Source organism: Klebsiella sp. KPN54798 (assembly GCF_021184225.1).
GTDB classification, from domain to species: Bacteria; Pseudomonadota; Gammaproteobacteria; order Enterobacterales; family Enterobacteriaceae; genus Klebsiella; species Klebsiella pneumoniae.
On sequence record NZ_CP089234.1, the window covers coordinates 47,063 to 73,473 of the forward strand.

Here is a 26,411-nt window from a genome sequence, read left to right on the forward strand (position 1 = left end):
CTGATGTTGATGAAAACCACCGTCACTTCTTCCCCGTCGCTGGCGGGGACGTCCGGGATCACCCTGGACTCGCTGCGCGTTTCATACCACGGCAACGTGGTCTTAAAACCGCTGTCATTGACCATTGAGCCCGGTGAGGTGCTGGCGCTGATTGGCCCTTCCGGTTCCGGGAAAACCACGGTGCTGCGGGCGATTGCCGGTTTTGTGCAACCGGCTGGCGGGCGGATCCTGATCGGCGATACGGACGTCACCCAGCTGCCGCCGTACAAACGCGGGCTGGCGATGGTGGTGCAGAACTACGCGCTGTTTCCGCATATGAAGGTGGAAGATAACGTCGCCTTCGGCCTGCGGGCGCAAAAGCAGCCCAGGGGGCTTATCGCCGAGCGGGTGACTGAAGCCTTAAAAATCGTCGGCATGGCGGATTACGCCACCCGCTACCCGCATCAGCTTTCCGGAGGCCAGCAGCAGCGCGTGGCGATAGCCCGCGCGATTGCCGTGCGTCCTCGGGTGCTGTTGCTTGATGAACCGCTGTCGGCGCTGGATGCGCAAATTCGCCATAACATGGTGGAAGAGATTGCCCGTCTGCATCGCGAACTGCCGGAGCTCACCATTCTCTACGTCACCCACGATCAGACCGAAGCGCTGACCCTGGCGGACAAAATCGGCATCATGAAAGACGGGTCGCTGATCGCCCACGGTGAAACGCACGAGCTGTACCACTATCCGCCGAACCGCTTTAGCGCCGAATTCCTCGGCCGCGCCAATATTCTGCAGGCGACGGCGCTGAAAGACAGCCCCGAGCCGGGGCTGGTTAGCGTGAGCTGTGGCGGCGGCCTGATTAACGCCTTCAGCCGGGGCGGCCTGCATGGCAACAACAAGCTGTTATGCATTCGCCCGCAGCACATGAGCCTGGCGCCGCGATCGGCAACCAGTAATCGTCTCAACGCCACCCTGACGTCGGTACACTGGCAGGGCGATCTGACGCATCTGCTGTGCGACGTCGCGGGCGAAGCGGTGCGGATCGTCATGACCCACGTGAACCCGCTGCCGCGCGCGGGGGACAAGCTGGCGCTCTACTTCGAACCTGGCGATGCGGTTCTGATCGAGGTGCAATGATGGCGCAAACCCTCACGCTTGCGCGTCCGGCGCGAAACCTACGCCCTTACCTGTGGCTGGCGTTGCCGCTGCTGGTGCTGGCGACGCTGTTTTTCTATCCGCTGCTGCTGATCGCCGAACAGGCGCTGCGCGACGCCAGCGGCAACCTGAGCCTCGAGACCTTCTGGCAGGTGATTGACTCAAAACGCTTTATTGGCGCGTTGCTCAATACCTTACAGATTGCGGTGTTCGCTACCCTTGGCTGTCTGGTGCTCGGCAGCGTCCTGGCGCTGATTCTGGTGTTTATTCCGTTTCCCGGCAGCCAACTGGTGAGCCGGGTCATTGATACTTTTATTGCGCTGCCGACCTTTCTTATCACTCTCGCGTTCACCTTTATTTACGGCTCGGCGGGGCTGCTCAACGGCACCCTGATGGCGCTGTTTGCTTTTGAACTGCCGCCGGTAGACTTCCTCTATTCGATTAACGGCGTGATTCTGGCGGAGATTACCGTCTTTACGCCGCTGGTGATGCGTCCGTTGATGGCGGGATTGCGGCAGATAGATAAGAGCCAGCTGGAAGCGGCGAGTATTCTCGGCGCTCATCCGTTACGGGTGATTACCCAGGTTATCTTCCCGGCGGCGCTCCCGGCGCTGATGGCGGGCGGCAGCCTGTGCCTGCTATTGACCACTAACGAGTTCGGGATCGTGCTGTTTATTGGCGCCAAAGGGGTCAATACCCTGCCGATGATGGTCTACAGCAAGGCGATTCTGGAGTCGGATTACAGCGTGGCCTGCATGATTGCGCTGATCAATATTCTGCTGTCGCTGGGGCTGTTTATGCTCTATCGGCTGGCGGCGGCGCGCACTGGCGTAAGGAGTTAACGATGTTGATTTGGTCGCGTAAAGGCCGCGCGGCGGCGGGCGCGCTGGCGGTGACGCTTTTTGCCGGCGTTTTCCTGCTGCCACTGGCGGTGATTTTACTCTCCAGCCTGAGTAAACAATGGAACGGCCTGCTGCCCACCGGCTTTACCTTTGCCCACTTTGTTAACGCCTTTCGCGGCGCGGCGTGGGATTCGCTGTTTTCGAGCCTGATGGTAGGCTTCTGCGCCAGCCTGCTGGCGCTGCTGTGCGGGATGTGGGCGGCGCTGGCGCTGCGCCAGTATGGCGCGACGCTACAGAAATATCTTGGCCTGGCGTTTTATCTGCCCAGCGCCATCCCCTCGGTTTCCGTCGGGCTGGGCATTCTGGTGGCGTTCAGCCAGGGGCCGCTGCAGATGAACGGCACCTTCTTTATCGTTCTGGCGGCGCACTTCGTGCTGATCTCCGCCTTTACCTTCAGCAACGTAACGACCGGGCTGGCGCGTATTTCCGCTGATATTGAAAACGTCGCCTCCAGCCTGGGCGCTTCGCCGTGGTATCGCCTGCGCCATGTGACGCTGCCGCTGATGACGCCGTGGATGATCTCGGCGCTGGCGCTGAGCCTGTCGTTGTCGATGGGAGAGCTAGGGGCGACGGTGATGATCTATCCGCCGGGCTGGACGACGCTGCCGGTGACCATTTTCAGCCTCACCGATCGCGGCAATATCGCCGATGGCTCGGCGCTGACCATTGTGCTGGTGGGCGTCACGCTGCTGTTGATGATGAAGCTTGAGCGTATCGCCCGCCGATTAAGCCAGAGATAAAGAATTGATGACGCCACCAGGGCACGGGTCTGACTGCCCGGCGGCGCTGCGCTTGCCGGTCCTGGGGTGGGGTCCCGCAGGAAGGAACGTAGGCCGGATAAGGCATTGATGCCGCCATCCGGCACAACCACAGGTACGGAGCTTGAAGTGTCCTGCCCGGCGGCGCTGCGCTTGCGCGGGCCTACAGGGGGAGCCCGCAGGAAGGAACGTAGGCCGGATAAGGCATGTATGCCGCCATCCGGCATAAATGGAGCGCACCAGTTGTAGCCCGGCTAAGCGTAGCGCCAGCCGGGAACGCTCCTTCAACAACGCTCTCGCATCAGAACCACGCCTCAAACATCCCGCCGACGTTCAGCGAATCCAGCTGCTGGTCTTTGGTATTGTTGACCTTCGCGGTATGCTCGTTGTCCACCTGGCCGCCGGTCACGTAGAAGCGCAGCATCGGGCGGAACTCCGGCCCCATGCCGATGGCGATGTTCTGCGACAGCGTCAGCTTCCAGCCGTGGTTATCCCCGCCCTGGTCGTAATCCACGCGCTGGTAGCCCGCTTCCAGCCAGGTGGAGTGCACATCGTTCCAGAAATACATCGGCCGGACGATGGCGCCGTAGTTTTTACGGTTGTCGGTATTATCCTTGCCGTTGTCGTAGTCGTGGAAGGCCAGCAGATATTCCACCTGCGCCTGCTGGGTGAACTTATGGCTGCCCTCGAAGCTGGCGTAGACCGTGGTCAGGTCGTCGGTTTTGTTGTAGACGCTGTTATCCGAGTTGTCGGAGTAGCGCAGGATCACCTTGTTTACCCCGCTGTCGTTGGTGTGGCTCAGCACCAGGCCGCCCTGCCAGGCTTCGAGACGCGCGTCGCTGTCCACCGCCTTCGAATCAAAGCCGTAGTTGGCGTACACCTCGACGTCGATCGGCCCGGCCTTGATGTTGTGGGTTTTGGTGGTCAGCGCGTAGTGGCCGTTGTCGCCGGTGTCGGAGCTGCCGGTACAGGTGATGCGCGACGGGTTGGTCTCGTCGGCCATCACTTCCGGACTACAGGATTTCACCTGCGAGACCGCCGCCACGTCGAACTGCACGCCGCCGATATCAAAGTTCTTCACCCCGGCGCCCTGGCCGTCGTGGTTCATCCAGAAGTAGTCGTTGATCCCCTGTTGCGGACGCTGGTGGAAGTCGCGGCCGGCCCAGATATAGGCGTTGGGGTTGGATTCCAGCACGTTGGTGACGCCGACGTAGGCCTTCTTCAGGTTAACTTCGTCGCTCCAGTGGTCGAACATCACGTTAAGATCCCAGATAGCCCCTGCGCGCTTTTGAAGGCCTTGCTGATCTGGAATTCGCCGCCGTTGCTTTCGTTGCCCAGACGGCCGATCGCCGAGGCGCCGTTATAGGAGCCGTCGACGCCGACATATTTCTGGTCGCCGGTCTGGAAGTGGGCGCCATAGCGGGCGTAGCCGCTGAACTTGAGGCCGAACGGAATGGCCATATCCGGCGAGGCGGCGGTGGTTTCCGGGTTAGTAATCACGTCGACCTTTTTGTTGGCCGCGGCGTCGATTTTTGCCTGGCGGTCGGCCAGCGCTTTATCAACGGCTTTGGCGACGATGGCGTCGATCTGTTCCTGCGTAAATTCTTGCGCCATGACAGAAATTGGGCACAGCGCGGCGACCACCGCCATGGCTAAAGGCAGTTTTTTTACAGTATTCATGGTTATCTCGCTTTAATAATTAATATATTTCAGATAATAACCATCCCATTCTGGCTAGAATAAATAGCCAAAATAAGCTGATTTGTTTTTTAGGGTACAGCGACGCCGGAGAATAATATTCTCGCTAACGTTATTCCATATTAATTAACGCTGGTACAGATGGATTAATTCTTCTGAGAACTCGCGGGCCAGCAGCGAATTCATCAAATGATCCTGGGCATGTACCATAATCAGCGTCATGGGCTGACGCGCTTCACCGGCATCCTGCCCGATGAGCTGGGTCTGCATCTGATGCGCCCGGCGGGCGTAGCCGTCGGCCTCGTTTAAGAGTAAGCGCGCTTCGTCGATATTTCCGGTTCGGGCCGCATGCAGCGCTTCAAAACATAATGAGCGTGACTGTCCCGCATTAACGATAATTTCCATTACCGCATCTTCTAATTCAATCATGTGTATTCCTGAGGTATTTATTATTTAATAATGCAGTGAAAGTCCATTTTCTGCATTATTACGCTGTCATCTTATTATCTCTCCGGAAGGAGAGGGATTAGCTAACGGTTTCTGCTACCGGAACGCTATTTTTGGCTTTCTCAACTTCGGTTTTCATTAAGGAACGTTCATAAGCGCGCAGGAACGGCAGGTAAATGACCGCCGACATCACCATGCAGATGAGACACATCACCACCGGGCTCAGGGTCCAGTTAGCCGCCCACGACGCGCCAATTGGGGCCGGCGTAGTCCACGGCGTCAGCGAGACCACCTGGCTCAGCCAGCCAAGACGCGTCGCGCCGTAAGCCAACACCGCGTTGACCATCGGTACGCAGACGAAGGGGATAAACATCATCGGGTTCATGATGATCGGCGCCCCGAACAGAATCGGCTCGTTGATATTAAAGAAGCTCGGCACGATGCCCATCTTGCCGATGGTGCGCAGATGGGTGGCCCGGCTACGCAGCAGCAGGAAGGCCAGCGGCAGGGTAGAACCGACGCCGCCAATCAGCAGATAGTGATCCCAGAAGCCCTGCAGGTAGACGTGCGGCAGTACCGTGCCAGCCGCCAGCGCCGCCTGGTTTGCCGACAGGTTGGCCATCCAGAACGGGTTCATAATGCCGGTAACAATCAGCGAGCCGTGGATACCGGCGAACCAGAAAATCTGGCACATCAGAACAGAGAGCAAAATCGCCGGCAGCGAGTCGGAGGCGGAAACCAGCGGCTCCAGCAGATGCATGATCGCCTGCGGCAGGATCATCCCGGTCTGCGCTTCGATAAACAGATTCAGCGGATGCAGAGTCGCAATAACCACCAGCACCGGGATCAGGATTTCAAACGAACGGGCGACGCCGGTGGGGACCTCTTTCGGCAGACGAATCGTAATGTTGTTTTGCTTCAGCCACGCGTAAACGCGGGTGGAGTAGATGGCGGTGATCAGCGCGGTGAAAATGCCCTGACCGGACAGATACTGAGTGGAAATTTTGCCATCGGCATAGGGCGCGGCGACCAGCAGGAAAGCCATAAACGCCAGCAGACCGGACATCACCGGATCGAGCTGAAACTGACGACCGAGGCTGGCGCCAATGCCGACCGAGATAAAGAAGGTCATCACGCCCATGCTGAGGTTAAACGGCAGCATCAGCTGTTCGCGGTAGTGCTGGGAGAAATCAAGCCAGCCGCGGGCAAAGCCGTTGGTGGTATCGGGTGAAAACGGCGGAAAGATAAATACCAGCATGAAAGAGCCGATGATCATAAACGGCAAGGCGGCAGTGAAGCCATCGCGGATAGCGATAACGTATTTCTGCTGCCCAAGGCGTCCTGCCAGCGGAGTAATAGATTGCTCGATCACGGCAATCATGGACTGATACAGAGAACTCATTTCAACACCTCTCAGTGCGCCGCTGGGATCAGCGACAGAGCATAATTCAGGACGTTGTCTCCCCGCTGCATACCGTAGTCCATCGTATCGATGGGCTGAACGGGAATGTTCAGGGAAGCCGCTTTGTCAGACAGGGTTTTCAACATGTATTTCACCTGGGGGCCAAGCAACACCACCTGATACTGCGGAAACTGCATGTCAAATTCGGAAACGCCATAGGCGTCAATCTGCACCGGCAGGTCACGTTCATTCGCCGCCTGAACCATCTTTCTGACCAGCAGACTGGTGGACATCCCGGCAGAGCAGCACAGCATAATCTTGTACATCGACGACCATCCTCAAAATGTAAAAAGTTATTGCGTGGGTGATTTGATATCAGACGGAAACCGGTTTCCATTTATAAAAAGCAGAACTGTGATAGTGGTCAAGATCTCCTGCTTATAGGGCGGATTTATTGGATTTCGCTCACATTATTCTGTCGATTTGGCGATGTTTTGCGCTGAAATGGAAAATCGGTTTCCAAAGAAATGGCGAAATGGATATACTGCGCTGGTCACAATTGAAGCGATTCAGGTTTACAGGATTTTGGCGGGACGCGGCGCCCGCGCAGGGGAAAATGATGTCGACAATCAATGATGTTTCACGACTTGCCGGGGTTTCCAAAGCCACGGTGTCGCGAGTGTTGAGCGGCTCACGTGGCGTGAAGGAAGCCAGTCGTCAGGCGGTGCTGCAGGCGGCGGAAGCGCTCAATTACCGGCCAAACATGATAGCCCAGTCGTTGCTCAGCCAGTCCACCGGCTGCATCGGCGTCATCTGCGCCCAGGACAACATCAACCAAACCACCAGCTATCTCTACGCCCTGGAAAAACAGCTCAGCCAGCACCAGAAACACCTGCTGCTGCGCTTCGCCAACACCAGCCACGGCGTGATGAACTCTCTGGAGGAGTTGACCTGCGGGCTGTGCGATAACGTGCTAATCATCGGCGCGCGTTTTCCTCTGAATATTAACCGCCCGGACGTGGTGCTGGTGGACTGCCTCGATAGCGAAGGCGACAACAGTATTCAGTTCGATCATGCTTTCGCCGCCGAAACCGCCTGTCACTATCTGATTAGCCAGGGGAGACGGCAGATTGCACTGATTCATCCGCAGAGCAGCGGCTTTGCCGACCAGGTGCTGCTGGGCTACAAGCACGCGCTGGAAAAAAACTTTTTGCCGTTTAATCGCAACCTGGTGTTTCTGGATAACACCTCGCCGTCGGTGGCGGTGCAGGAGCTGGTCAATAACGCCACGACGCTGAACTTTAACGCGCTGCTGGTGAGCGATGAACAGCAGGCGCAGCGCGTGGTGCCGCAGCTGCAGGCGTTTAACCGCGCCGTTCCGCAAAATGTCATGGTGTTTAGCCTCGCCGGATCGTTACAGCTGCCCGGTATCCCGACTATCCCGGCGATTGAATATTCCATGGACGCGATGGCGTCGCGGATCGTCAACTGGCTGACCGAGAAAACGGACAACCCGGGCGGCAGCCCGCTGCGCGGCGATTTAATTATTCCGAAGCACTAAACGCTGCTCTTGCCCTGACCCGCCGCCGTTGGCTGCGGGTTTTTTGCTGGCTGGTTTTTGTCGTATCCCTCACATTATAAATAAAACTCATATCTGACGCCGGATTTTCGAACCGGACAGCCTGCGTGACCTGCCTTAAGTTGAGTACGAAAGTTCCACTCAAAAAACACTAACCAGAACATTCGTACCGCCTGCTTGAGGAAGTCACCCTATGAATCACACGAACGTTGTCGATGTGAAAGCGTGGATAGATACCCGCCCGGTCTCGCGCTTTCAATGGAACGTGCTGCTGCTCTGTTTCATCATCATTATGCTGGATGGGTATGACGCCGCGGTGATGGGCTTTGTCGCCCCGGCGCTCATCGAGGACTGGGGCATCAGCCGGGCCGAAATGGGGCCGATTCTTGGGGCGGCCATGTTCGGCGTCGCCATTGGCGCCCTGGTAGCGGGTCCGCTTTCTGACCGCTACGGCCGAAAGCGAATTTTACTCTGGTCGGTGGCGCTGTTTGCGCTGTTCAGCCTGGCCGGCGCCGTGGCGCAAAGCCCGACGCAGCTGGCGCTGATGCGTTTTCTCACCGGCCTTGGCCTTGGCGCGGTGATGCCCAATTGCGTCACGCTGGTGGCGGAATATATGCCGGAGCGGCGTAAAGGGGTGATGATCACCCTGATGTACAGCGGTTTTAACGTGGGTTCCGGCCTCGGCGGCTTTATCGCCGCCGGTTTGTTATCGCATTACAGCTGGCACTCGGCGCTGGTTTTTGGCGGCGTGCTGCCGCTCGTGGTGCTCCCCTTTATGATCGTGATGTTGCCAGAGTCGGCGATGAACATGGTGGCGCGCCGACTACCGGGCGAGCAGATTGCCAGGGCGCTTAACCGGCTTGGGGGCCAGTTTACGGCTGAAACCGTTTTCCAGCTGAATGCGCCGCCCATCACGCGGAGCAGCAAAGTGGCGCAGCTGTTCCGGCATGGCTATGCCCGCGGCACGATAGCGCTGTGGTTAACCTATTTTATGGGGCTGTTCGTGATTTACCTGCTGAACGGCTGGCTGCCAACCATTCTCCGCTCCGGCGGGCTGTCGCTGCAGCAGGCGGCGATGATGACCGGCTTGTTCCAGCTCGGCGGCCCGCTGGGCGGGATCCTTGTCGGTATGCTGATGGATCGCGCTTCGGCGAAAGCCGTCATTGCGGCAACCTATTTCCTCGGCTGTCTGTGCCTATTGTCCCAGGGGGTGATGGATTTCGGTTCGGCGGCGCTGTCGGTGCTGATTTTTATCAGCGGGATGTGCATTAACGGCGCGCAGAACGGTCTGCAGGCCTATTCGCCCGCCTATTATCAAACCGAGATCCGCGCTACCGGAGTCAGCTGGATGCATGGTATCGGCCGTACCGGGGCTATCCTCAGCTCCACGCTGGGCGGGATGCTGATGCTGGCAGTGCCGGGACACTCGTCGATCTTTTTGGTGCTTGCGCTGCCGGCCTGCCTGGCGGGGATCTGTATTTTGTTGCACCGTATGAATCACGCTAAGCCTCGACTCACAGAGGCAGAACTTGACGCTTTGTCATCCCCCCTCGAACACCGATAAGTGGAGTTATCTGATGGCTAACATTCTCGGCGGTATCGCCGTCTCTCATACCCCGACTATCGGCTTCGCGGTCGATCATCATAAACAGCAGGACCCGGCGTGGGCGCCGATCTTCCAGAGCTTCGAACCGCTGCAGCGCTGGCTGGAGGAGAAAAAACCGGATGCGCTGGTGTACATCTTTAATGACCATGTGACCGCCTTTTTCTTCGATCACTATTCGACTTTTACGCTGGGAATCGATAGTCAATATGACGTTGCCGATGAGGGCGGCGGACCGCGCTGCCTGCCGCCGGTCCAGGGCAACGCGGCGCTCTCAAGGCACATTGGCGCCAGCCTGATGGCCGACGAGTTTGATATGTCGTTCTTTATGGATAAAAAGCTCGACCACGGCCTTTTCTCGCCGCTTTCGGCACTGTTGCCCTGGGATGAAGCGCAGGGGTGGCCGACGGCGGTGATCCCGTTACAGATCGGCGTGCTGCAATTTCCAGTACCAAGCGCGCGCCGTTGTTACAAACTCGGCCAGGCGCTGCGCCGGGCGATTGAAAGCTTCCCGGAAGATATCAATGTGGCGATTGTCGCGACCGGCGGGCTCTCGCATCAGGTTCATGGCGAGCGCTGCGGATTTAATAATCCCGACTGGGATGCCCAGTTTGTTGATATGCTGGTTAATGACCCGGAAAAGCTTACCGAAATGACCCTTGGCGAATATGCCGAGCTGGGGGGGATGGAGGGGTCCGAAGTGATCATGTGGCTGGTGATGCGCGGCGCGCTATCAGCCAATGTCACCGAAACCTGGCGCGATTATTACCTGCCGTCGATGACCGGTATCGCCACGCTGATCCTTGAGAACAATGCGCGCCTGCCCCCCGTCGATACCCTGACGCGCCATCGCCAGCATATGGCGCAGCAGCTGGCCGGGGTGGAGAAACTGCCGGGAACCTATCCTTTTACCCACGAGCGCAGCCTGAATGGCTTGCGGCTTAACCGTTTCCTGCATCGGCTGATTGAGCCTGCCTGGCGTGAACGTTTTCTGCAGTCGCCTCAGTCGCTTTATGCCGAAGCCGGACTGAGTGAGGAGGAACAGCAGTTGCTCAACGCGCGCGACTGGCGGGGATTAATTCAGTATGGCGCCAGCTTCTTCCTGCTGGAGAAAATGGGCGCGGTGGTCGGCGTATCCAACCTGCATATTTACGCCGCGATGCGCGGGCAGACGCTGGAGGCGTTTCAGCAAACGCGCAACCAGCAGGTAACCTATTCGGTGGCGGGTAAACGTTAAACGGCCCCGTCCTGAACCTGCTGATAAATAAAACGCAACAGCGCCTGCGTCGCCGGGGAGGGCAGGCTGCCGGCGCGAAACGTCAGCCCGATACGCCGGGTGGTATCGGGCAGGGGAACCGGCAACACGCTGAGCAGCCCATTGTCAGTTTCAAAACGCATCTGGCTGGCGGAGACCGCCGCCAGCATGTCGGAGCCCTGCAGCAATCCTCGCACCATCGCCGCATCCCCGGTCTCTACCGTCGGCTGGGGCAGCGGCAGCCCCAGGGTGACAAACGCCTTATCCAGCAAATTGCGCGCCGGCGCGTTGGCGCGCGGCAGCACCCATTGCGCTGTCGCCAGCTGGCTGCGCGGGTCCGGATGGCGAAGCAGCGGGTGGTTATTACGCAGTAAAATCAACATATCCTCTTCGAATAACGCTTCGCTACAGAGGTCCGGGAGATCTTCATCCTGGCGCAGGGCGCCGATAATAAAATCAATATTACCTGCCCGCATATCGGCGACCAGCGACTCATACGGGCTTTCATTGGTCATGAGGGTGATGCCCGGGTGCTGGGCCAGAAAGGCGGCGATGGCGGAGGGCAGTAGCCGGGTCCGGCTCAGCGGCAGGGCGCCAATGCGCACGGTGCCCTCCAGCACCCCGCGACGGGCAGCGAGATCGCTCCAGATGTTTTCCAGCTCGTTGAGCGCTCTGCTCACCGGGGGATAGAGTAGCTCTGCGGCAGGCGTGGGACGCACCCCCTCTGGCGTCCGGCGAAATAGCGCCGAATCCGCTCCTTTTTCCAGGACCTTCAGCGCGGCACTGACCGCCGGCTGAGTGATCCCCAACTGTTGCGCGACGGTTTGGGTATGGTTGACGTGATAGAGCTGAATAAAAATGGCTAAGCGGCGGGTATTGAACAGCCAGCCGGCGTCCGCCAGCGGGCCGCTGCTGCGGGTATGGTGCTTCTGCAGCAGCGCCGGGATGGCCTGCAGGTCGTCAATCGCCCGCCGGGCGCGCGGCAGGATGCACTTTCCATACTCGGTGGGCACCATGCCGCTGTAATGGCGTTCGAACAGCGTGACGTTCAACGCGGCTTCAAGATCGCGAATAGCCCGGGTTATCGCTGACTGCGTGCGGAATAAGTCATCGGCCGCGCGTGAGACGCTACCGCGCAGCGCGACCTGACAGAAAAAGCGCAGCTGCATGATATTTATAATTTTATCGTGCTTTCTCTTTAGCATTGTTCGTCAGGCCTGAAAAAGTGAGTGAGACGACAACATAAATAAAAATCATAGCCTTCGCAAGTTAACGAATTACCTCCCCACGACGGGACATGACAAGCTGAAAAAAACAACAGAGGAAGCCATCATGTCTCATCCGGTTAGCGAAAAAAGTGCCCTTGTCGTCAGCGCCCACTCGGCCGATTTCGTCTGGCGCGCGGGCGGTGCGATAGCGCTGCATGCCCTGCAGGGCTATCAGGTCCATGTGGTCTGTTTATCCTATGGCGAGCGCGGCGAGTCCGCCAAACTGTGGCGTAAAGGCAACATGACCGAGGAGGCGGTGAAGCAGGTGCGTCGCGAAGAGGCGCAGGCCGCCGCCGCGATCCTGGGCGCCAGCGTCGAATTCTTTGATATCGGCGATTATCCGCTGCGCGCCGATAAAGAGACGCTATTTCGTCTGGCGGATGTGTATCGCCGTATCCAGCCCCACTTTGTCCTGACGCACTCCCTGCAGGATCCCTATAACTACGATCACCCCCTGGCCTCCCATCTGGCGCAGGAAGCGCGGATTATCGCCCAGGCAGAGGGCTATCGCCCCGGTGAGAAAATTGTCGCTGCTCCCCCGGTTTACTGTTTCGAACCGCACCAGCCGGAGCAGTGCAACTGGAAACCCGATGTGTTGCTGGACATCACCGCCGTCTGGGAGAAAAAGTATCAGGCCATTCAGTGCATGCAGGGTCAGGAGCATCTGTGGGAATACTACACCCGCGTGGCGCTGCAGCGCGGGGTGCAGGCCAAGCGCAATATCGGCATCACGGCCGCGCGCGATATCGTTCACGGCGAAGCCTTCCAGAGCATCTTCCCCCGCGTAACGGAGAACCTGGCATGAACCTGTTAAATAAAAAAGGCCTTGTGATCCGCCACCTGCCGCGCCATGACGAGGCGGTTTTGCGCCGCTGTGAGGCGGCCGGGGTGGCGACGCTCCATGAAGCCTGGGATCGTCAGGGGCTGATGGGGCCGGCAATCCGTCCGATTCAGCAGGGCGTCAGCCGGGCGGGCAACGCGGTAACCGTGCTGGTGACGCCTGGCGACAACTGGATGTTTCATGTCGCGGTCGAGCAGTGCCGCGCCGGCGATATTCTGGTGGTGGCCCCGACCTCGCCGTGCGGCGATGGCTTCTTCGGCGATCTACTGGCGACGTCTCTCCAATCGCGCGGCGTGGTCGGGCTGGTGGGCGATATCGGCATTCGTGATTCGCAAACGTTGCGGGAAATGGGATTCGCCGTCTGGTCCCGTCAGGTTTATGCCCAGGGGACGGTGAAAGAGAGCCTCGGTTCGGTTAACGTCCCGGTGATATGCGCAGGTCAGCTTGTACAGCCGGGCGATGTCGTAGTGGCCGACGACGATGGCGTCGTGGTGCTGCCTCACGCCCGGGTCCGTGATGTGCTCCATAAAGCGGAAGCCCGCATGAGCAATGAGCTTGCGAAACGTGAGCGGATGCGCAATGGCGAGTTGGGGCTGGATATTTACGCTATGCGTCCGCGTCTGGCGGAAAAGGGCCTGCGGTATTACGACCGCGCAGACGAGGTGGAGGAATAAATGGCGCAACGCGGAATCCCCTGTCTATGGATGCGCGGCGGCACCTCTAAAGCGGCCTGTTTTCTGGCCGACGATCTGCCTGCCGATCCGGTGCGACGTGATGCGGTGCTGCTGGCGGTGATGGGCTCGCCTGATCCCCGGCAAATTGACGGGATCGGCGGCGCCGATCCGCTGACCAGCAAAGTGGCGATTATCCGCCGCTCCGCACGGCCTGACGCCGATGTGGACTATCTGTTTGCCCAGGTGAACGTGGCGGCGGCTACCGTGGATTATGGCCAAAACTGCGGCAATATTCTCGCCGCCGTTGGCCCTTTCGCCATCGAGCGCGGTCTGGTTCGCCACGATGCGCCGCTCACTCGGGTGCGTATTTTTATGGAGAACACGGGGCAACTGGCGGTGGCAGAGATCCCCTGCGATGCCGACGGGGTTGACTACGTCGGCGAGAGTCGTATCGATGGCGTGCCGGGCAGCGCCAGCCCGATCCTGCTCCATTTTCTTGATGTCGCCGGCTCCAGCTGCGGGGCCCTGCTGCCGACCGGCCGGGTTCGTGACCGTTTTGACGGCGTCGAGGTGACCTGCATCGATAACGGAATGCCGGTGATCCTGCTGCGCGCGTGCGACCTCGGTTGCACCGGCTATGAGACGCGCGAACAGCTGGATAATGACGACGCGCTTAAACGTCGCCTGGAGTCGATTCGCCTGCAGGCCGGGCCGCTGATGCAGCTTGGCGACGTCAGCCAGCGCACGGTGCCCAAGATGACCCTGATCGCCGAGCCGCGACACGGCGGCGCCATCAGCAGCCGCACCTTTATCCCCCACCGCTGCCACGCGTCGATCGGCGTATTTGGCGCGGTGAGCGTGGCCAGCGCTTGTCTGCTCCCCGGCTCTGTCGCGCAGGGCCTGGCGCAGGTAGCGCCAGGCGATACGCCGCTGCTCAGCGTCGAGCATCCGACAGGCGAATTTAGCGTGACGCTTCAGCTTGATGCTGACGGCGCCCTGGCTGGCTGCGGCCTGTTACGCACGGCGCGACTGCTGTTTGCTGGCGAGGTTTTTATTCCGGCCCGCGTCTGGCCGCGTGAGGAGTGATGATGACAATCGCGTTTATTGGTTTTGGCGAGGCGGGTGGCATTCTGGCGGCGGATCTGGCCCGTGAGCATGCGGTGACCATTTGGGATTGCAAGCTCAATGGCCCGGAGCGAGAGGCAATGCTCAGTAAAGCCCGTGATTCGCGCGTTCAGGTGGGAAATTCGCTGGCGCAGGCGCTGGAGGGGGCCACGCTGGTTTTTTCTACTGTGACCGCCGGTGAGGCGCTAAAGGTGGCGCAGCAGGCGGCCGCGCTGCTGCAGCCGGGACAATATTTCCTCGATCTCAACTCCGTGGCGCCGGAGACGAAACGGCAGGCGGCTGAACATTTTCTGCCGGGCGCCTACATTGATGTCGCGGTGATGGCGCCGGTACCGCCGGCCCGATTGCAGACACCGTTATTGATCGGCGGGCCGCAGGCGGAGGCGATCGCGCCGCGTCTGCAGGGGCTGGGGCTGAATGCCCGCTATGGCGCCAGTACGGTGGGCCAGGTGTCGGCGATAAAAATGTGCCGTAGCGTGATGATCAAAGGTCTTGAAGCGCTTACCACAGAATGCCTGTTCGCGGCCCGTGAATACGGCGTTGAGGAGGAGGTGCTTAGCTCCTTGCATCATAGTTTCCCCTCTCTGGGCTGGACAGGCGCGTTCCCCGACTATCTGATCAGCCGGGTGGCGGAACATGGCATTCGGCGCAGCGAAGAGATGGAAGAGGTGGTGAAAACCCTGCGTGACGTGGGGAGCGCCGGGATAATGAGCGAGGCGATCGCGAAAAGCCAGCGCCAGCTGCCGGAGCAGATGGCCGCCCGTAGCCTGAGCTACAGGCAGCTTACGCCGTTTGACTGGAAAACGCTGGTCGCGAGGCTGAAATAACCGCTATTTGGCCGGACAGACGATTTTGTCGATTGCGGCCTGGTAGCTTTTCTGGTTATTGCGCTCCTTCGCCAGCGTTGCTTCGCGGACCGCGTTCTTGTTACCGTCGGTCGCCAGCACTTTATTGGCAAAATCGTTGTCGCTGAGGTGGCTTGCTGGCGCGCATTTTTCCTTCACCGCTTTGAGCACCTGCTGTTTTTGCTGCTCGAACTGCAGGCTTTGCAGCGGTGATTCGGCCCACGCCGACGTGGCGCTCAGGGCGGTGACCAGGCATACCATCCAACATGCTTTCATCAGGCTTCTCCTTCCGTAATCGCTTCCGTCAACTATATGCGCAGGCGCGAAAACACGCAAATAGTGGTCAGTTTAACTTATTGAAAATGCGCTTTTTCTCGCCTGCTCAGGCGGCTCTCACCCGCCGCCGCGAGTCGATGGCGATCAGCACCACCGACGCGAGGATCAGCAGAGTGCCCAGCCAGTCCGGCAGCGTGAAGGTGATCCCCAGCAGCAGGAGCGACAGCAGGGCGCTGCTCAGCGGTTCGGCGCAGCTGAGGATCCCGGCCTTTGCGCCGCCAATCTTCTGCGCGCCGTTGAGATAGAGGCTGAAGGTCAGCGAAGTACCGATCACCACCAGGTAGAAAAAAGCTAACAGCAGGCTGCCGTTAACCACAAAATCGGTGCCCTGGCCGCCGTAAAACGGCAATAGCATCGCGCCGCCGAACAGCATGCTCCAGCCGACGATGGGCAGCGTCCCGTAGCGGGCAATCAGCGTTGAAGGATAGGTGGTATAAAAGGCGGCGGCAAACGCCGAGGCGATCCCCCAGAACAGCGCCGCCGGCGAAATCGACAGCGTCGTTGGGTTGCCGTGGGTCACCAGCAGAAAGGTGCCCGCCAGCGAGGTGCAGATAGCCCCCAGCACCAGCGGAGTGGGACGCGCTTTGCGGGCGAGGGCGAACCAGGCGACGATGATCGTCGGCGACAGAAACTGCAGCACCGTGGCCGTGGCGGCATTGGATTTTTCAATGGTCATCAGAAAGGTGAACTGCACGGTTAGCGCGCCAAACAGCGAGAAAAACAGCAGGCTTAGGGCGTCGCGGCGGTTTTGCAGCACGCGGAAAATGCGGTCGCCGTGAACAAAGCCGAGCATCAGCAGGATCAGCCCGGCGAACAGCAGACGCGTCATGGTCAGAAACGGCGACGACATCTGGCTTTCCTGCATAATAAATTGCGCACACACCCCGGAACTGCCCCACAGCACGGCGGCAATCAGTACGTTCAGCATCCCTTTTTTGCTGGAGCCCATCTTTTCCTCAAGCGAAATATGACAAAGGGGAATCATAGCATGCGCGCGCCCGGGCGGCGGGGCAGGAAATGGTAGTCGGGCGCGGCGGCGTAACTATTTTGCAGGCCCGGTAAGGCGAAGCCGCCGCCGGGCATTAACCGATAGTCGCGTTCTAGCTTAAATCGACATTTTTACTGCCGAACAGCCAGGTGAGGACAAAACCGCACAGGTAGGAGACCGCCAGCCCGCCGGCGTAGACCGCCATCCCGGCGTAAATTCCGCTGCCGGAGGTCATCAGCGGCAGCGCCACCAGACCGGACGGACCGAACACCGTGTTCAGGCCGACCGGCAGCCCCAGCCAGGCGATCAGTCCGACGAAGAACCCGCCGCAGGCGCCGCCGAGGCAGGCGGTGACAAACGGCTTCATCCGCGGCAGGGTGACGCCGTAGATCAGCGGCTCGCCAATCCCGAGGAAGCCCGGAATAATCGCCCCTTTAATCTGGGTTCGCAGCAGCGAATCGCGCTTCGCCCGCCAGAACAGCGCCAGCGCCGCCCCCACCTGCCCGGCCCCGGCCATCGCCAGGATCGGGAACAGCGAGTTAAAGCCCTGGGCGTCCACCAGCGCAAAATAGACCGGGACAAACCCCTGATGGACGCCGAACATCACCGCCAGCAGGAACAGGCCGGCCAGCACCGCCGAGCCAAACGGGTTGCCGTTAAGATGCAGGAACAGCCACGACATGCCGGTAAACAACCAGCCGCCAATCGGCATGATCACCGTAAAGGTCACCGCGCCCATGATCAGCAGCGTCACCGCCGAAGTGAGGATCATATCGAGGTTGGCCGGCATCACCCGCCGCACCTGGCGTTCAACCCACGCGCCAAGGATAGCGGCGATCAGTACGCCGATGATATTGCCGCGCGGATCGATGCCATGGCCGAAGAAGGTGGAAATGCCGGCGTAGAAGCCGCTGGTTGCCTCCGGGTTGTAGCCCAGCACGAACAGCGAGGCGATAATCGCGCCGTTCACGCCGGAGCCGCCGAACGCCTTCTGCGCGTTATAGCCAATCAGGATACTCAGAAAGGTGAACATCCCTTTGCTGAAGACCTTCATATAGCCAATCAGCGCCACCAGGCTGGCGTTCGGATGGGCGTTCTCCAGTACGAAAACCTGTTCCGCCAGGGTGGCGAAGCCCAGCAGCAGCCCGACGGCGATAAAGCCGGGGATCAGCGGCGTAAAGATGGTGGCGAATTTGGCGAGAAACTTCTGCACCGCGCTGGTCTGCTTGCCCTTCAGCGCCTGCTTTTTCTCCGCCGCGACGTCGGCCAGCGTCGGCGCGGCGGCGGGCGCCGCCTCCAGCAGGCCGTTCATCATTTCGGCGGCGGTTTGCGCCTTGCCGGGGCCGAGCACCACCTGGAACTGCTCGTCGCTGACGATCACCCCCATCACGCCGTCAATCTGGCGGATGGCGGCGCTGTCGGCCAGACTTTCATCGCGCAGGGTCAAGCGCAGGCGCGTCATGCAGTTGCCCGCCTGCGCGACGTTTGCGGCGCCGCCCACGTGGGCGAGGATCCGCGCTATCATCTCTTTCGTTATTTTTGCCATTGCCCGTTACCTGTCTGTCGGCGCTCAGGTGTTGCTGAGCGCCTTGCGGATATAGCCGTTGTTTTTCGCCAGCAGCGACTGCGCCTCTGCGGCGCTTAAGTCCGCCAGCACCATCACGATCGCCGTTTTACAGTGGCGGCCGCAGGCCTCCAGCGCCTTCTGGGCGGTGGCGCGATCGCAGTCGGTAGCCTCCATCACGATAGAGACCTGGCGCTCAATCAGCTTGGCGTTGGTCGCTTCGACGTCGACCATCAGGTTGCTGTACACCTTGCCGACGCGGATCATCGCCCCGGTGGAGATCATGTTCAGCACCAGCTTCTGCGCGGTGCCGGCTTTCAGGCGGGTAGAGCCAGTGACCACTTCCGGGCCGACCACCGGGGTGATCGCCACGTCCGCCAGCTGGGCCATTTCGCCATGCGGGTTACAGCTGACGATGGCGACAAAGGCATTCTGACTATGGGCGTATTCCATGGCGCCAATGACGTACGGCGTGCGTCCGCTGGCCGCCAGCCCCACCAGCACATCGCGGTTGCTGAAGTTCAGGTTCTGCAGATCCATCGCCCCCTGCGCTTTGTTGTCTTCCACATTTTCCACGGCGCTGAGAATCGCTTTATGTCCGCCGGCGATGATCCCCACCACCTGCTCCGGGCGGGTGCCGAAGGTCGGTGGGCATTCGCTGGCATCGAGGATCCCCAGACGCCCTGAGGTACCCGCGCCAATGTAAATCAAGCGGCCACCGGCCTGCAGCGCTGCCGCGACCTTATCCACCACCTCGGCAATCTGCGGCAGATAGGGCGTTATCGCCTGGGCTACCTGCTGGTCTTCCTGGTTTATCACCGTCAGCATCTCGAGGGTGGAGAGGGTGTCAATGTTGGCGCTGTTGGCGTTACGTCGCTCGGTCAGCAGTTTGCTCAGGTCGATACTCATAGAAACCTCGTTATTCTCAGTGGCGCGCAGTATAAGGAATTATTTATTCCTTGCCTGTGAAGAGTATCACGATTAGTACGTGGAGAATAATACGAGAATGGTAGATATGGCGGGAAATAGTGCGGTAATAAATCTGGAATATTTTATTACCGCAGCAGGAGATTAGCGTGCGTCGCGCGGTTTGCTGAGGCCCAGCAGCAGCGCCAGCAGGTAGCAGATGGCCATCGCGAGGCTCATTTTCAGCATCGTTTCGCCGCCGAGACCCGCCAGCGGCGCGGCGATGCCGCCGAAGACAAACATCAGGGTGCCCATCAGCGCGGACGCGGTCCCGGACTGCGCGGCGTCGACGGCGCTCATCGCCTCCGCGCCGGCGACGGTGCTGATGCCGCTCATCAGCGACACGGTAAAGAACAGGCCGACCAGCGCCAGCACCGGCAGATGCAGCCAGGCAAACAGCAGCATGATCGCCGCACAGCTCACGGCCAGCGTCAGGCCGCCGCGCAGCAGGCTTTCGGCGCTAAAGCGGCGCGCCAGACGGGAAAAGATCATCGCGGCGATGATCAGCCCGATACCGTTCAGACCGAACAGCAGACTGAACTGCATGGCGCTCATGCCGTATTCGCTCTGCATCACGAAGGAAGAAGAGCCGATGTAGGAGAACAGCCCGGCCATCATAAAGGCCTGGATCAGGCAGAAGCGCAGAAAGCGGCGATTTTTCAGCACCGGCTGGCCGGGCCGTTGGCGGCTGGCATGCGCCGCTGTGGCCGGGCGCGTTTCCCGCAGGATCGCCAGGCTCATCACCAGCAGCACGCCGCCAATGGCGGCCATCGTCCAGAAGAGAATTCGCCAGTCGAAGGCGGTGATAACGTAGCCGCCCAGCACCGGGGACAGCACCGGCGCAATGCCGTTCACGGTCATCAGCAGGGCGAAAAACTGGGTCAGCAGGGTGCCCTGGTATTTATCGCGGGCAATGGATCGCGACAGCACCGAGCCGCCGGCGCCGGCAAAGCCTTGTAAAAAGCGCCAGACAATCAGCATGTTGATATCGCGGGTCAGGGCGCACATCGCCGAAGAGAAGATAAACAGCAGCAGCGACAGCGCCAGCGGTTTCAGGCGGCCAATGCGGTCGCTCAGCGGGCCGAAAAACAGCTGACCCAGGCCGAGACCAATCAGCGCGGCGGTCAACGACAGCTGGGTCTGGGTGCTGGTGGCCTGCAGCTGCTGAGTGATCTCCGGCAGCGCCGGCAGATAAAAATCCGTGCACAGCGGGCCGATACCCGACAGCAGGCCGAGGATCAGCGCCCAGGAGAGGGAAACACGTGCCATAACGATTCCTTGTAGAGGCCGGGCTCGGTCGCCCGGCGGGTAAGTTTAACTGGCGCCGCCGCCCAGCGACTGCCAGAGGGTGATCCGGTTATTGAGGTCGGTCTGCTGCAGGGACAGCAGCGTCGTTTTCGCCGACCACAGCGTGCGCTGAGCGGTGAGCACCGACAGATAATCGCCGACCCCGGCCTGATAGCTCTTCATGGCGATATCCAGCGATGTCTGCTCGGCGGCGACATACTGCCGCTGAGCATCAAGCTCTTCGCTCAGCGTTTCCCGGCGCGCCAGCGCATCGGCAACGTCCTTAAACGCGCTCTGAATCGATTTCTCGTAGGTGGCGATCAGCCCCTTTTTCTCCGCTTCCGCATAGCGCAGCTGCGACAGGTTGCTGCCGCCGGTGAACAGCGGCAGGCTGATGGAGGGGGCGAACGACCACACCTGCATCCCGTGGCTGAACAGCGACGACAGCGAGTCGCTGCCGACCCCGGCGCTGGCGGTCAGGGAAATCGACGGGAAGAAGTTCGCCCGCGCCGCGCCGATATCGGCATTGGCGCTCTTCAGATTGTGCTCCGCTTCCTGAATGTCCGGCCGACGCAGCAGCACCGACGACGACACGCCCGCCGGCACCAGCGCGATGCTGTTATCCCCGAGACTCTCGAGAGTGCCGGGCAGCAGGCTCTCCGGCACGGTTTCCCCCGCCAGCAGGTTAATGGCGTTTTTATCCTGCGCCACCAGCGTGCGATAGCTGGCGACGCTGGCGCGCGCCTGCTGATAGACGCTTTCCGCCGAGCTTACATCGCCGGCTGAGGCGGTGCCAACCGCCATCTGGCGGGCGACGATGTTGCGCGAGTTTGCCGCGCTGTCCATGGTCTGCTGCGCCAGCGCCAGATTGCTGTTATCCGTCGCCAGCGTCACCCAGGCGGTGGTCAAATCGGCAATCATCGTCAGCCGGGTATTCTGCGCGGTGAATTCGCTGGCAAGCCAGGTTTCGCGCGCCGCGCGCGACAGGCTCTGGTTCTTGCCGAACAAGTCCAGTTCGAAGCTGGAGACCGCGCCGTCGGCCTGTGAAGCGGAGCTCAGGCCGCTGGCCACCGTTTTGCTGCGGGTGTGGCTCAGTTCGGCATCAACGGTGGGAAACAGCGATGCCCGCGTTTCGCCATACTGGGCGCGCGCGGCCTCGATATCGGCCAGCGCCTTTTGCACATCGCGGTTGCTGTTCAGCGCGATGCTGACCAATTTTTTCAGCCGCGCGTCATTGACCACTTTCTGCCAGTCGCCGACCACCGCCGTCGATTCGCCGTGCGCCCCGGGCAGGGTGGCCGGCACCGGCGCGGCCGGGCGATCATAATGCGGGTCAAGCGAGACGCAGCCCGCGGTCAGGAGCGCGATAAACATAAAACTTAAACGAAACATACCTTACTCCTGAGAAGGACGTTGGCGGGTGAAGAGACGTTTCACCAGCACGAAGAACAGCGGTACGAAGAACACCGCCAGCAGGGTGGCCGTCAGGGTGCCGCCGATAATCCCGGTGCCGATCGCCACGCGGCTGTTGGCTCCGGCGCCGGTGGCGATGGCCAGCGGCAGCACCCCGGCGATAAACGCCAGCGAGGTCATGACAATCGGGCGCAGGCGAGTCTGCGCGGCGCGGATCGCCGCCCGGGAGAGCGAATACCCCTCATCCACGGCGGATTCAGCGAACTCCACGATCAGGATGGCGTTTTTCGACGACAGGCCGATGGTGGTCAGCAGCGCCACCTGGAAGTAGACGTCGTTGCTTAAGCCGCGCAGCGTCGCCGCCAGCGCCGCGCCAAGCAGGCCGAGCGGGATGACCATGATCACCGAGAACGGCACCGACCAGCTCTCATACAGCGCCGCCAGGCACAGGAACACCACCAGAATCGAGATGGCGTACAGGCTCATCGCCTGGCCGCTGGCCAGCTTTTCCTGCAGCGAAATGCCGCTCCACGCCCAGGTGGAGCCCGCCGGCAGGCTGTCGGCCAGCTTTTCCATCTTGTCCATCGCCGCGCCGGAGCTGAAGCCGGCGGCGTTTTCGCCCTGGATCTCAAAGGCGGCGGAGCCGTTGTAGCGCACCAGGCTTTCCGGGCCGTATTGCCAGTGGGTGGTGGCGAAGGCGGAGAACGGCGTCATGCTGTTATCGCTGCCGCGAACGAACCATTTGCCGAGGTCCGACGGCACCGCGCGCGCGTCGCTTTCGCCCTGGATATAGACCTTTTTCACCCGGCCGCGATCGATAAAGTCATTCACGTAGGTACCGCCCCAGGCGCTGGAGAGCGTATCGGTCACGTCGCTCAGCGACAGCCCCAGCGAGACGGCTTTGTTGTTATCGATATCCACCTGCAGCTGCGGCATCTGCGGCAGATCGTTAGCGCGCACCGACTGCAGTTCGCTGCTCTGGTTGGCCGCCGCCAGCAGCTGGCTGCGCAGCTTCATCAGGCTGTCACGGTCGGTACCGCCGCTGGCCATCAGTTCGAAGGTGAAGCCGTTGCTCTGCCCGAGACCGTCTACCGACGGCGGGGTCATGGCGAAGAGGGTGGCGTCGCGGATCGTCCCCAGCTCTTTGGTGGCGCGCAGGGCGATGGCCTGGGCGGTATTATCGTCCCCTTTGCGTTGCGACCAGTTTTTCAGCGACACGAAGGCCATCCCGGCGTTCTGCCCGCTGCCTCTAAAGCTGAAGCCGTCGACGGTGAAAATGACGTCGGTATTGGCTTTCTCTTTGGTGAGGAACCAGTCGGTGACCTGGCGGCGCACCTCGGCGGTACGCACCGCCGTCGCCCCGGCGGGCAGGGTGTACTGGACCATTATCTCCCCCTGGTCCTCCACCGGCAGGAAGCTGCCAGGCAGCTTCCACATCGCCAGCGCCATCGCCCCGCAAATCAGCGCGTAAGCGCCCATCATCACTGCGCCCCGGCGCAGGCCGCCGAGTACGCGGTGCTGGTAGCCTGCTTCCGTGCGCCCCCACAGGCGGTTAAAGGCGCCGAAGAACCCTTTGGTGTGCGGTTTGGAGTGGCTGAGCAGCGCGCCGCACAGCGCCGGGGTGAGGGTCAGCGCTACCACTACCGACAGCATCATCGCCGAGATAATGGTTACCGAGAACTGGCGATAGATGACCCCAGTCGAACCGCCGAAGAAGGCCATCGGCAGGAACACCGCCGACAGCACCAGGGCAATCGCCACCAGCGCGCCGGAAATTTCGCCCATCGATTTTTCGGTGGCTTCGCGAGCGGGGAGCCCTTCGTCGCGCATAATGCGCTCCACGTTCTCCACCACCACGATGGCGTCATCCACCAGCAGGCCGATCGCCAGCACCATGGCGAACAGCGTCAGGGTGTTAATCGAGTAGCCGAACAGCGCCAGCACGCCGAAGGTGCCAAGCAGCACCACCGGCACCGCCACCGCCGGAATGAGCGTCGCGCGGAAGTTCTGCAGGAACAGATACATCACGCAGACTACGAGGATAATCGCTTCGAACAGGGTCTGAATCACGTCCTCGACCGAGATTTTGATGAACTCGGTGCTGTCCTTCGGATAGGCAATATCGTAACCCTGCGGCATCTGACGCTGGAATTCGGCGATTTTGCTTTTCACCAGCGTCGCGGTGTCCAGCGCGTTGGCGCCGGGGGCCATCATCACCGCGATCCCGGCGGCCGGGTGGCCGTTCAGATTGGCGGTGGCGGTGTAATCCTCGCTACCCATTTCCACCCGCGCGACATCGCTCAGGCGCACCACCGAGCCGTCGGCCTGGCTTTTCACGATGATCGCTTTGAACTGGTCAGGGGTTTGCAGCCGGGACTGCGCGCGCACGGTGGCGGTTAATTGCTGGGCATTGGACGACGGCAGGGCGCCGATTTTACCGGCGGAAACCTGCACGTTCTGCGCCTCAATCGCCGACTGGACGTCGGAAGGCATCAGCGAGTAGGAGGCGAGTTTGGTCGGGTCCATCCAGACGCGCATCGCGTATTCGGCGCCGAATACCTGCAGGCTGCCGACGCCCTCCACGCGCGCCAGCGGGTCCTGCATATTGCTGACCAGCCAGTCGGAGATATCGGAGCTGGTGGCGCGGTTGGTTTTGTCATACACCGCGAGGATCAGCAGAAAGCTGCTCTGCGATTTTTCCACCGTTACGCCGGACTGCTGGACTTCGCTCGGCAGCCGCGATTCCGCCTGCTGCACTTTATTTTGTACCTGCACCTGGGCGGTGTCCGGGTCGGTCCCCTGCTCAAAGGTGACGGTGATGCTGACCGAGCCGTCGGAGCTGCTGGTGGAGCTGAAGTAGAGCAGATGGTCGAGGCCGGTGAGCTGCTGCTCGATCACCTGGGTGACGCTGTTCTCCAGGGTTTCGGCGGACGCCCCGGTATAGGTGGCGGAGATTTTCACCGCCGGCGGGGCGACATCCGGGTACTGGCCTACCGGCAGCGTGCGGATCGCCAGCACCCCGGCGAGCATAATCAGAATGGCGATCACCCAGGCAAATACCGGGCGACGCACGAAGAAACGGGAGAACATCAGGCGTTGCCTCCGTTATTGTTGACGGCGACGGCCTTCACTGTCTGTCCGGGGGCCACTTTACCGGTGCCTTCGACAATCAGCTTGTCGCCCGCTTTCAGGCCGCTCAGCACCAGCCATTTATCGCCGTAGGTGTCGCCGGTTTCCACGGTACGCTGCTCAACTTTGTTGGCGGCATCGACCACCAGCGCCGTGGCGTCGCCTTTGGCATCGCGGGTGATCCCCTGCTGCGGGGCGAGGATCGCGTCGTTCATGATGCCTTCATCGATGCGCGCGCGGACGAACATCCCCGGTAGCAGGACGTGCTGCGGGTTGGGGAAGATAGCGCGCAGGGTTACCGAGCCGGTAGATTCATCGACGGCGACTTCGGTGAGCGCCAGACGCCCTTTTTCGGGATAGGTACTGCCATCTTCCAGGGTTAACGTCACGCTGAGGGTGTCGCTGTTGCTGGCCAGGCTTTGCTTGCGTAAACGCAGGAGATCGACGCTGGATCGCGTCAGATCAACATACATGGTGTCGAGCCCGCGGATCGTCGCCAGCGCGGTATCCTGATCGGCGGAGACCAGCGCCCCCGGCGTAACCGACGAGATGCCGATGCGCCCGGCAATCGGCGCGGTGACGGTGGTCCAGTTCAGGTTAATGCGCGCGCTCTCCAGCGCCGCTTTCTTCGATTCCACGCTGGCCTTGTCCTGGGCGCAGGTGGCGGCGGCGTCGTCAGCATCCTGGCGGGAAACGCCGTTATCCCTGACCAGCGACGCGTAGCGCTGGGCCTTCTGGCAATCGGAGACCACCAGCGCCTGGGCCTGTTTCAGCGCCGCCGCCGCTTCGTTCCAGGCCGCGCGATAGCTGGAGGGATCGATCTGGTAAAGGGCCTGCCCGGCCTTCACCATATCGCCTTCGGTAAACAGGCGTTTCTGGATGATGCCGCCCACCTGCGGGCGAACTTCGGCGCTGAGCGAGGCGGTGGTGCGGCCGGTGAGCTGGCTGACTACCGGCACCGGCTGGCTTTGCAGGGTGACCACGCCCACTTCCGGCGTGGGTTGCTGCGGAGCAGATGTCTGCGCATTATCGCATCCGCTAAGGAGAAATAATGCTGTCGCGATGGGAGCTATGATGTATTTCATTATATTTTCTCAAGATATAAGACGTCCGCCCCGTTTATTTAAAAACGAGGGAATAGGTTGGGCGCTGAGGCATTTTCGGGTGAGCGAAAATGACAAAAAAGGAACACAGATG

Annotated in this window: 22 protein-coding genes and 1 pseudogene; 10 read left to right on the forward strand and 13 right to left on the reverse strand. The window is 60.7% G+C overall.

Features of this window, described 5'->3' with window-relative positions:
* The first annotated feature begins 3 nt into the window (after nucleotides 1-3).
* Genes phnT through phnV form a run of 3 tightly spaced genes read left to right on the forward strand, consistent with a single transcriptional unit; the run spans nucleotide 4 to nucleotide 2,776 of the window.
* Complete coding sequence (gene phnT, locus LPQ25_RS00245; protein WP_004150258.1) at nucleotides 4-1,116, forward strand: 2-aminoethylphosphonate ABC transport system ATP-binding subunit PhnT; 1,113 nt, start codon at nucleotides 4-6, stop codon at nucleotides 1,114-1,116.
* A complete protein-coding gene (phnU, locus tag LPQ25_RS00250; RefSeq protein WP_002923191.1) occupies nucleotides 1,116-1,976 on the forward strand; it encodes a 2-aminoethylphosphonate ABC transporter permease subunit in 861 nt (286 codons plus the stop codon). Before phnT ends, phnU begins: the two co-directional genes overlap by 1 nt.
* 2 nt (nucleotides 1,977-1,978) lie before the next feature.
* Nucleotides 1,979-2,776: a 2-aminoethylphosphonate ABC transport system, membrane component PhnV gene (gene phnV, locus LPQ25_RS00255; RefSeq protein WP_004145044.1), complete on the forward strand. Its 798-nt coding sequence runs from the start codon at nucleotides 1,979-1,981 to the stop codon at nucleotides 2,774-2,776.
* A gap of 319 nt (nucleotides 2,777-3,095) precedes the next feature.
* On the opposite strand, the pseudogene LPQ25_RS00260 reads toward phnV, so the two are convergent.
* The 4 genes and pseudogenes from LPQ25_RS00260 to LPQ25_RS00275 all read right to left on the reverse strand — a co-directional run bounded on the left by LPQ25_RS00260 (nucleotide 3,096) and on the right by LPQ25_RS00275 (nucleotide 6,667).
* Nucleotides 3,096-4,474, reverse strand: a pseudogene (locus LPQ25_RS00260) (carbohydrate porin).
* Nucleotides 4,475-4,618: 144 nt separating this feature from the next.
* Nucleotides 4,619-4,921 carry a PTS lactose/cellobiose transporter subunit IIA gene (locus LPQ25_RS00265; protein WP_002923158.1) on the reverse strand — a complete coding sequence of 101 codons (303 nt, stop codon included), beginning with the start codon at nucleotides 4,919-4,921 and terminating at the stop codon, nucleotides 4,619-4,621.
* 97 nt (nucleotides 4,922-5,018) lie between these two features.
* Nucleotides 5,019-6,341, reverse strand: a complete 1,323-nt coding sequence (locus LPQ25_RS00270) for a PTS cellobiose transporter subunit IIC (protein ID WP_002923156.1) — start codon at nucleotides 6,339-6,341, stop codon at nucleotides 5,019-5,021.
* 11 nt (nucleotides 6,342-6,352) lie between these two features.
* Entirely contained in the window at nucleotides 6,353-6,667 is a 315-nt protein-coding gene (locus LPQ25_RS00275) for a PTS sugar transporter subunit IIB (protein ID WP_014906745.1), read from the reverse strand.
* Nucleotides 6,668-6,960: 293 nt separating this feature from the next.
* Here LPQ25_RS00275 and LPQ25_RS00280 point away from each other — a divergent pair, with 293 nt between their 5' ends.
* The 3 genes from LPQ25_RS00280 (at nucleotide 6,961) to LPQ25_RS00290 (ending at nucleotide 10,760) form a co-directional block, all read left to right on the forward strand.
* A complete protein-coding gene (locus tag LPQ25_RS00280; protein WP_002923154.1) occupies nucleotides 6,961-7,902 on the forward strand; it encodes a LacI family DNA-binding transcriptional regulator in 942 nt (313 codons plus the stop codon).
* A gap of 211 nt (nucleotides 7,903-8,113) precedes the next feature.
* A complete protein-coding gene (locus LPQ25_RS00285; RefSeq protein ID WP_002923153.1) occupies nucleotides 8,114-9,484 on the forward strand; it encodes an MFS transporter in 1,371 nt (456 codons plus the stop codon).
* A 13-nt stretch (nucleotides 9,485-9,497) separates the two neighbouring features.
* Nucleotides 9,498-10,760 carry a gallate dioxygenase gene (locus LPQ25_RS00290; protein ID WP_002923152.1) on the forward strand — a complete coding sequence of 421 codons (1,263 nt, stop codon included), beginning with the start codon at nucleotides 9,498-9,500 and terminating at the stop codon, nucleotides 10,758-10,760.
* On the opposite strand, the gene LPQ25_RS00295 is transcribed toward LPQ25_RS00290, so the two are convergent.
* Entirely contained in the window at nucleotides 10,757-11,983 is a 1,227-nt protein-coding gene (locus LPQ25_RS00295) for a LysR family transcriptional regulator (protein WP_002923147.1), read from the reverse strand. The two genes, LPQ25_RS00290 and LPQ25_RS00295, sit on opposite strands and share 4 nt — an antisense overlap.
* 127 nt (nucleotides 11,984-12,110) lie before the next feature.
* Between LPQ25_RS00295 and galB the strand changes: the two genes are divergently transcribed.
* From galB to LPQ25_RS00315, 4 genes are read left to right on the forward strand one after another with little or no spacing between them, the layout of a single operon-like run.
* Nucleotides 12,111-12,851, forward strand: coding sequence for a 4-oxalmesaconate hydratase (gene galB, locus LPQ25_RS00300; protein WP_014906746.1), 741 nt, complete (start codon nucleotides 12,111-12,113; stop codon nucleotides 12,849-12,851).
* Complete coding sequence (locus LPQ25_RS00305) at nucleotides 12,848-13,561, forward strand: 4-carboxy-4-hydroxy-2-oxoadipate aldolase/oxaloacetate decarboxylase (RefSeq protein ID WP_004145036.1); 714 nt, start codon at nucleotides 12,848-12,850, stop codon at nucleotides 13,559-13,561. The genes galB and LPQ25_RS00305 overlap by 4 nt, the downstream gene beginning before the upstream one ends.
* On the forward strand, nucleotides 13,562-14,647 hold the full coding sequence (locus tag LPQ25_RS00310; protein WP_004186236.1) for a 4-oxalomesaconate tautomerase: 1,086 nt from the start codon (nucleotides 13,562-13,564) through the stop codon (nucleotides 14,645-14,647). It begins immediately after the preceding gene.
* A 2-nt stretch (nucleotides 14,648-14,649) separates the two neighbouring features.
* Nucleotides 14,650-15,513, forward strand: a complete 864-nt coding sequence (locus LPQ25_RS00315) for an NAD(P)-dependent oxidoreductase (RefSeq protein WP_014906748.1) — start codon at nucleotides 14,650-14,652, stop codon at nucleotides 15,511-15,513.
* Nucleotides 15,514-15,516: 3 nt separating this feature from the next.
* Here the strand turns inward: LPQ25_RS00315 and LPQ25_RS00320 are convergent, their stop codons facing one another.
* From LPQ25_RS00320 to eefA, 8 genes are all read right to left on the reverse strand, one after another.
* Nucleotides 15,517-15,807: a YicS family protein gene (locus tag LPQ25_RS00320; protein WP_002923120.1), complete on the reverse strand. Its 291-nt coding sequence runs from the start codon at nucleotides 15,805-15,807 to the stop codon at nucleotides 15,517-15,519.
* 106 nt (nucleotides 15,808-15,913) lie between these two features.
* Nucleotides 15,914-16,816 carry a DMT family transporter gene (locus LPQ25_RS00325; protein WP_002923118.1) on the reverse strand — a complete coding sequence of 301 codons (903 nt, stop codon included), beginning with the start codon at nucleotides 16,814-16,816 and terminating at the stop codon, nucleotides 15,914-15,916.
* 151 nt (nucleotides 16,817-16,967) lie between these two features.
* Nucleotides 16,968-18,401: a PTS N-acetylmuramic acid transporter subunit IIBC gene (gene murP, locus LPQ25_RS00330; protein ID WP_002923111.1), complete on the reverse strand. Its 1,434-nt coding sequence runs from the start codon at nucleotides 18,399-18,401 to the stop codon at nucleotides 16,968-16,970.
* Between the two features lie 24 nt (nucleotides 18,402-18,425).
* Nucleotides 18,426-19,328: an N-acetylmuramic acid 6-phosphate etherase gene (murQ, locus tag LPQ25_RS00335; RefSeq protein WP_002923109.1), complete on the reverse strand. Its 903-nt coding sequence runs from the start codon at nucleotides 19,326-19,328 to the stop codon at nucleotides 18,426-18,428.
* A 162-nt stretch (nucleotides 19,329-19,490) separates the two neighbouring features.
* Nucleotides 19,491-20,654 carry a multidrug effflux MFS transporter gene (locus LPQ25_RS00340; RefSeq protein WP_002923107.1) on the reverse strand — a complete coding sequence of 388 codons (1,164 nt, stop codon included), beginning with the start codon at nucleotides 20,652-20,654 and terminating at the stop codon, nucleotides 19,491-19,493.
* A gap of 45 nt (nucleotides 20,655-20,699) precedes the next feature.
* Nucleotides 20,700-22,064 carry a multidrug efflux RND transporter outer membrane subunit EefC gene (gene eefC, locus LPQ25_RS00345; RefSeq protein WP_015875255.1) on the reverse strand — a complete coding sequence of 455 codons (1,365 nt, stop codon included), beginning with the start codon at nucleotides 22,062-22,064 and terminating at the stop codon, nucleotides 20,700-20,702.
* A 3-nt stretch (nucleotides 22,065-22,067) separates the two neighbouring features.
* Nucleotides 22,068-25,175 carry a multidrug efflux RND transporter permease subunit EefB gene (gene eefB, locus LPQ25_RS00350; protein WP_048333411.1) on the reverse strand — a complete coding sequence of 1,036 codons (3,108 nt, stop codon included), beginning with the start codon at nucleotides 25,173-25,175 and terminating at the stop codon, nucleotides 22,068-22,070.
* Nucleotides 25,175-26,299, reverse strand: a complete 1,125-nt coding sequence (eefA, locus tag LPQ25_RS00355) for a multidrug efflux RND transporter periplasmic adaptor subunit EefA (protein ID WP_014906750.1) — start codon at nucleotides 26,297-26,299, stop codon at nucleotides 25,175-25,177. The genes eefB and eefA overlap by 1 nt, the downstream gene beginning before the upstream one ends.
* Nucleotides 26,300-26,411 lie beyond the last annotated feature (112 nt).

Coding starts and splice junctions, on each gene's coding strand:
- LPQ25_RS00310 (WP_004186236.1), top strand. CDS start 13,562: ATGGCGCAACGCGGAATCCCCTGTCTATGGATGCGCGGCGGCACCTCT.
- LPQ25_RS00270 (WP_002923156.1), bottom strand. CDS start 6,341: ATGAGTTCTCTGTATCAGTCCATGATTGCCGTGATCGAGCAATCTATT.
- LPQ25_RS00340 (WP_002923107.1), bottom strand. CDS start 20,654: ATGGCACGTGTTTCCCTCTCCTGGGCGCTGATCCTCGGCCTGCTGTCG.
- LPQ25_RS00305 (WP_004145036.1), top strand. CDS start 12,848: ATGAACCTGTTAAATAAAAAAGGCCTTGTGATCCGCCACCTGCCGCGC.
- murP (WP_002923111.1), bottom strand. CDS start 18,401: ATGGCAAAAATAACGAAAGAGATGATAGCGCGGATCCTCGCCCACGTG.
- LPQ25_RS00320 (WP_002923120.1), bottom strand. CDS start 15,807: ATGAAAGCATGTTGGATGGTATGCCTGGTCACCGCCCTGAGCGCCACG.
- phnV (WP_004145044.1), top strand. CDS start 1,979: ATGTTGATTTGGTCGCGTAAAGGCCGCGCGGCGGCGGGCGCGCTGGCG.
- phnU (WP_002923191.1), top strand. CDS start 1,116: ATGGCGCAAACCCTCACGCTTGCGCGTCCGGCGCGAAACCTACGCCCT.
- LPQ25_RS00290 (WP_002923152.1), top strand. CDS start 9,498: ATGGCTAACATTCTCGGCGGTATCGCCGTCTCTCATACCCCGACTATC.
- LPQ25_RS00315 (WP_014906748.1), top strand. CDS start 14,650: ATGACAATCGCGTTTATTGGTTTTGGCGAGGCGGGTGGCATTCTGGCG.
- LPQ25_RS00265 (WP_002923158.1), bottom strand. CDS start 4,921: ATGATTGAATTAGAAGATGCGGTAATGGAAATTATCGTTAATGCGGGA.
- LPQ25_RS00275 (WP_014906745.1), bottom strand. CDS start 6,667: ATGTACAAGATTATGCTGTGCTGCTCTGCCGGGATGTCCACCAGTCTG.
- LPQ25_RS00285 (WP_002923153.1), top strand. CDS start 8,114: ATGAATCACACGAACGTTGTCGATGTGAAAGCGTGGATAGATACCCGC.
- phnT (WP_004150258.1), top strand. CDS start 4: ATGTTGATGAAAACCACCGTCACTTCTTCCCCGTCGCTGGCGGGGACG.
- galB (WP_014906746.1), top strand. CDS start 12,111: ATGTCTCATCCGGTTAGCGAAAAAAGTGCCCTTGTCGTCAGCGCCCAC.
- LPQ25_RS00280 (WP_002923154.1), top strand. CDS start 6,961: ATGTCGACAATCAATGATGTTTCACGACTTGCCGGGGTTTCCAAAGCC.
- eefB (WP_048333411.1), bottom strand. CDS start 25,175: ATGTTCTCCCGTTTCTTCGTGCGTCGCCCGGTATTTGCCTGGGTGATC.
- LPQ25_RS00295 (WP_002923147.1), bottom strand. CDS start 11,983: ATGCTAAAGAGAAAGCACGATAAAATTATAAATATCATGCAGCTGCGC.
- eefA (WP_014906750.1), bottom strand. CDS start 26,299: ATGAAATACATCATAGCTCCCATCGCGACAGCATTATTTCTCCTTAGC.
- eefC (WP_015875255.1), bottom strand. CDS start 22,064: ATGTTTCGTTTAAGTTTTATGTTTATCGCGCTCCTGACCGCGGGCTGC.
- LPQ25_RS00325 (WP_002923118.1), bottom strand. CDS start 16,816: ATGGGCTCCAGCAAAAAAGGGATGCTGAACGTACTGATTGCCGCCGTG.
- murQ (WP_002923109.1), bottom strand. CDS start 19,328: ATGAGTATCGACCTGAGCAAACTGCTGACCGAGCGACGTAACGCCAAC.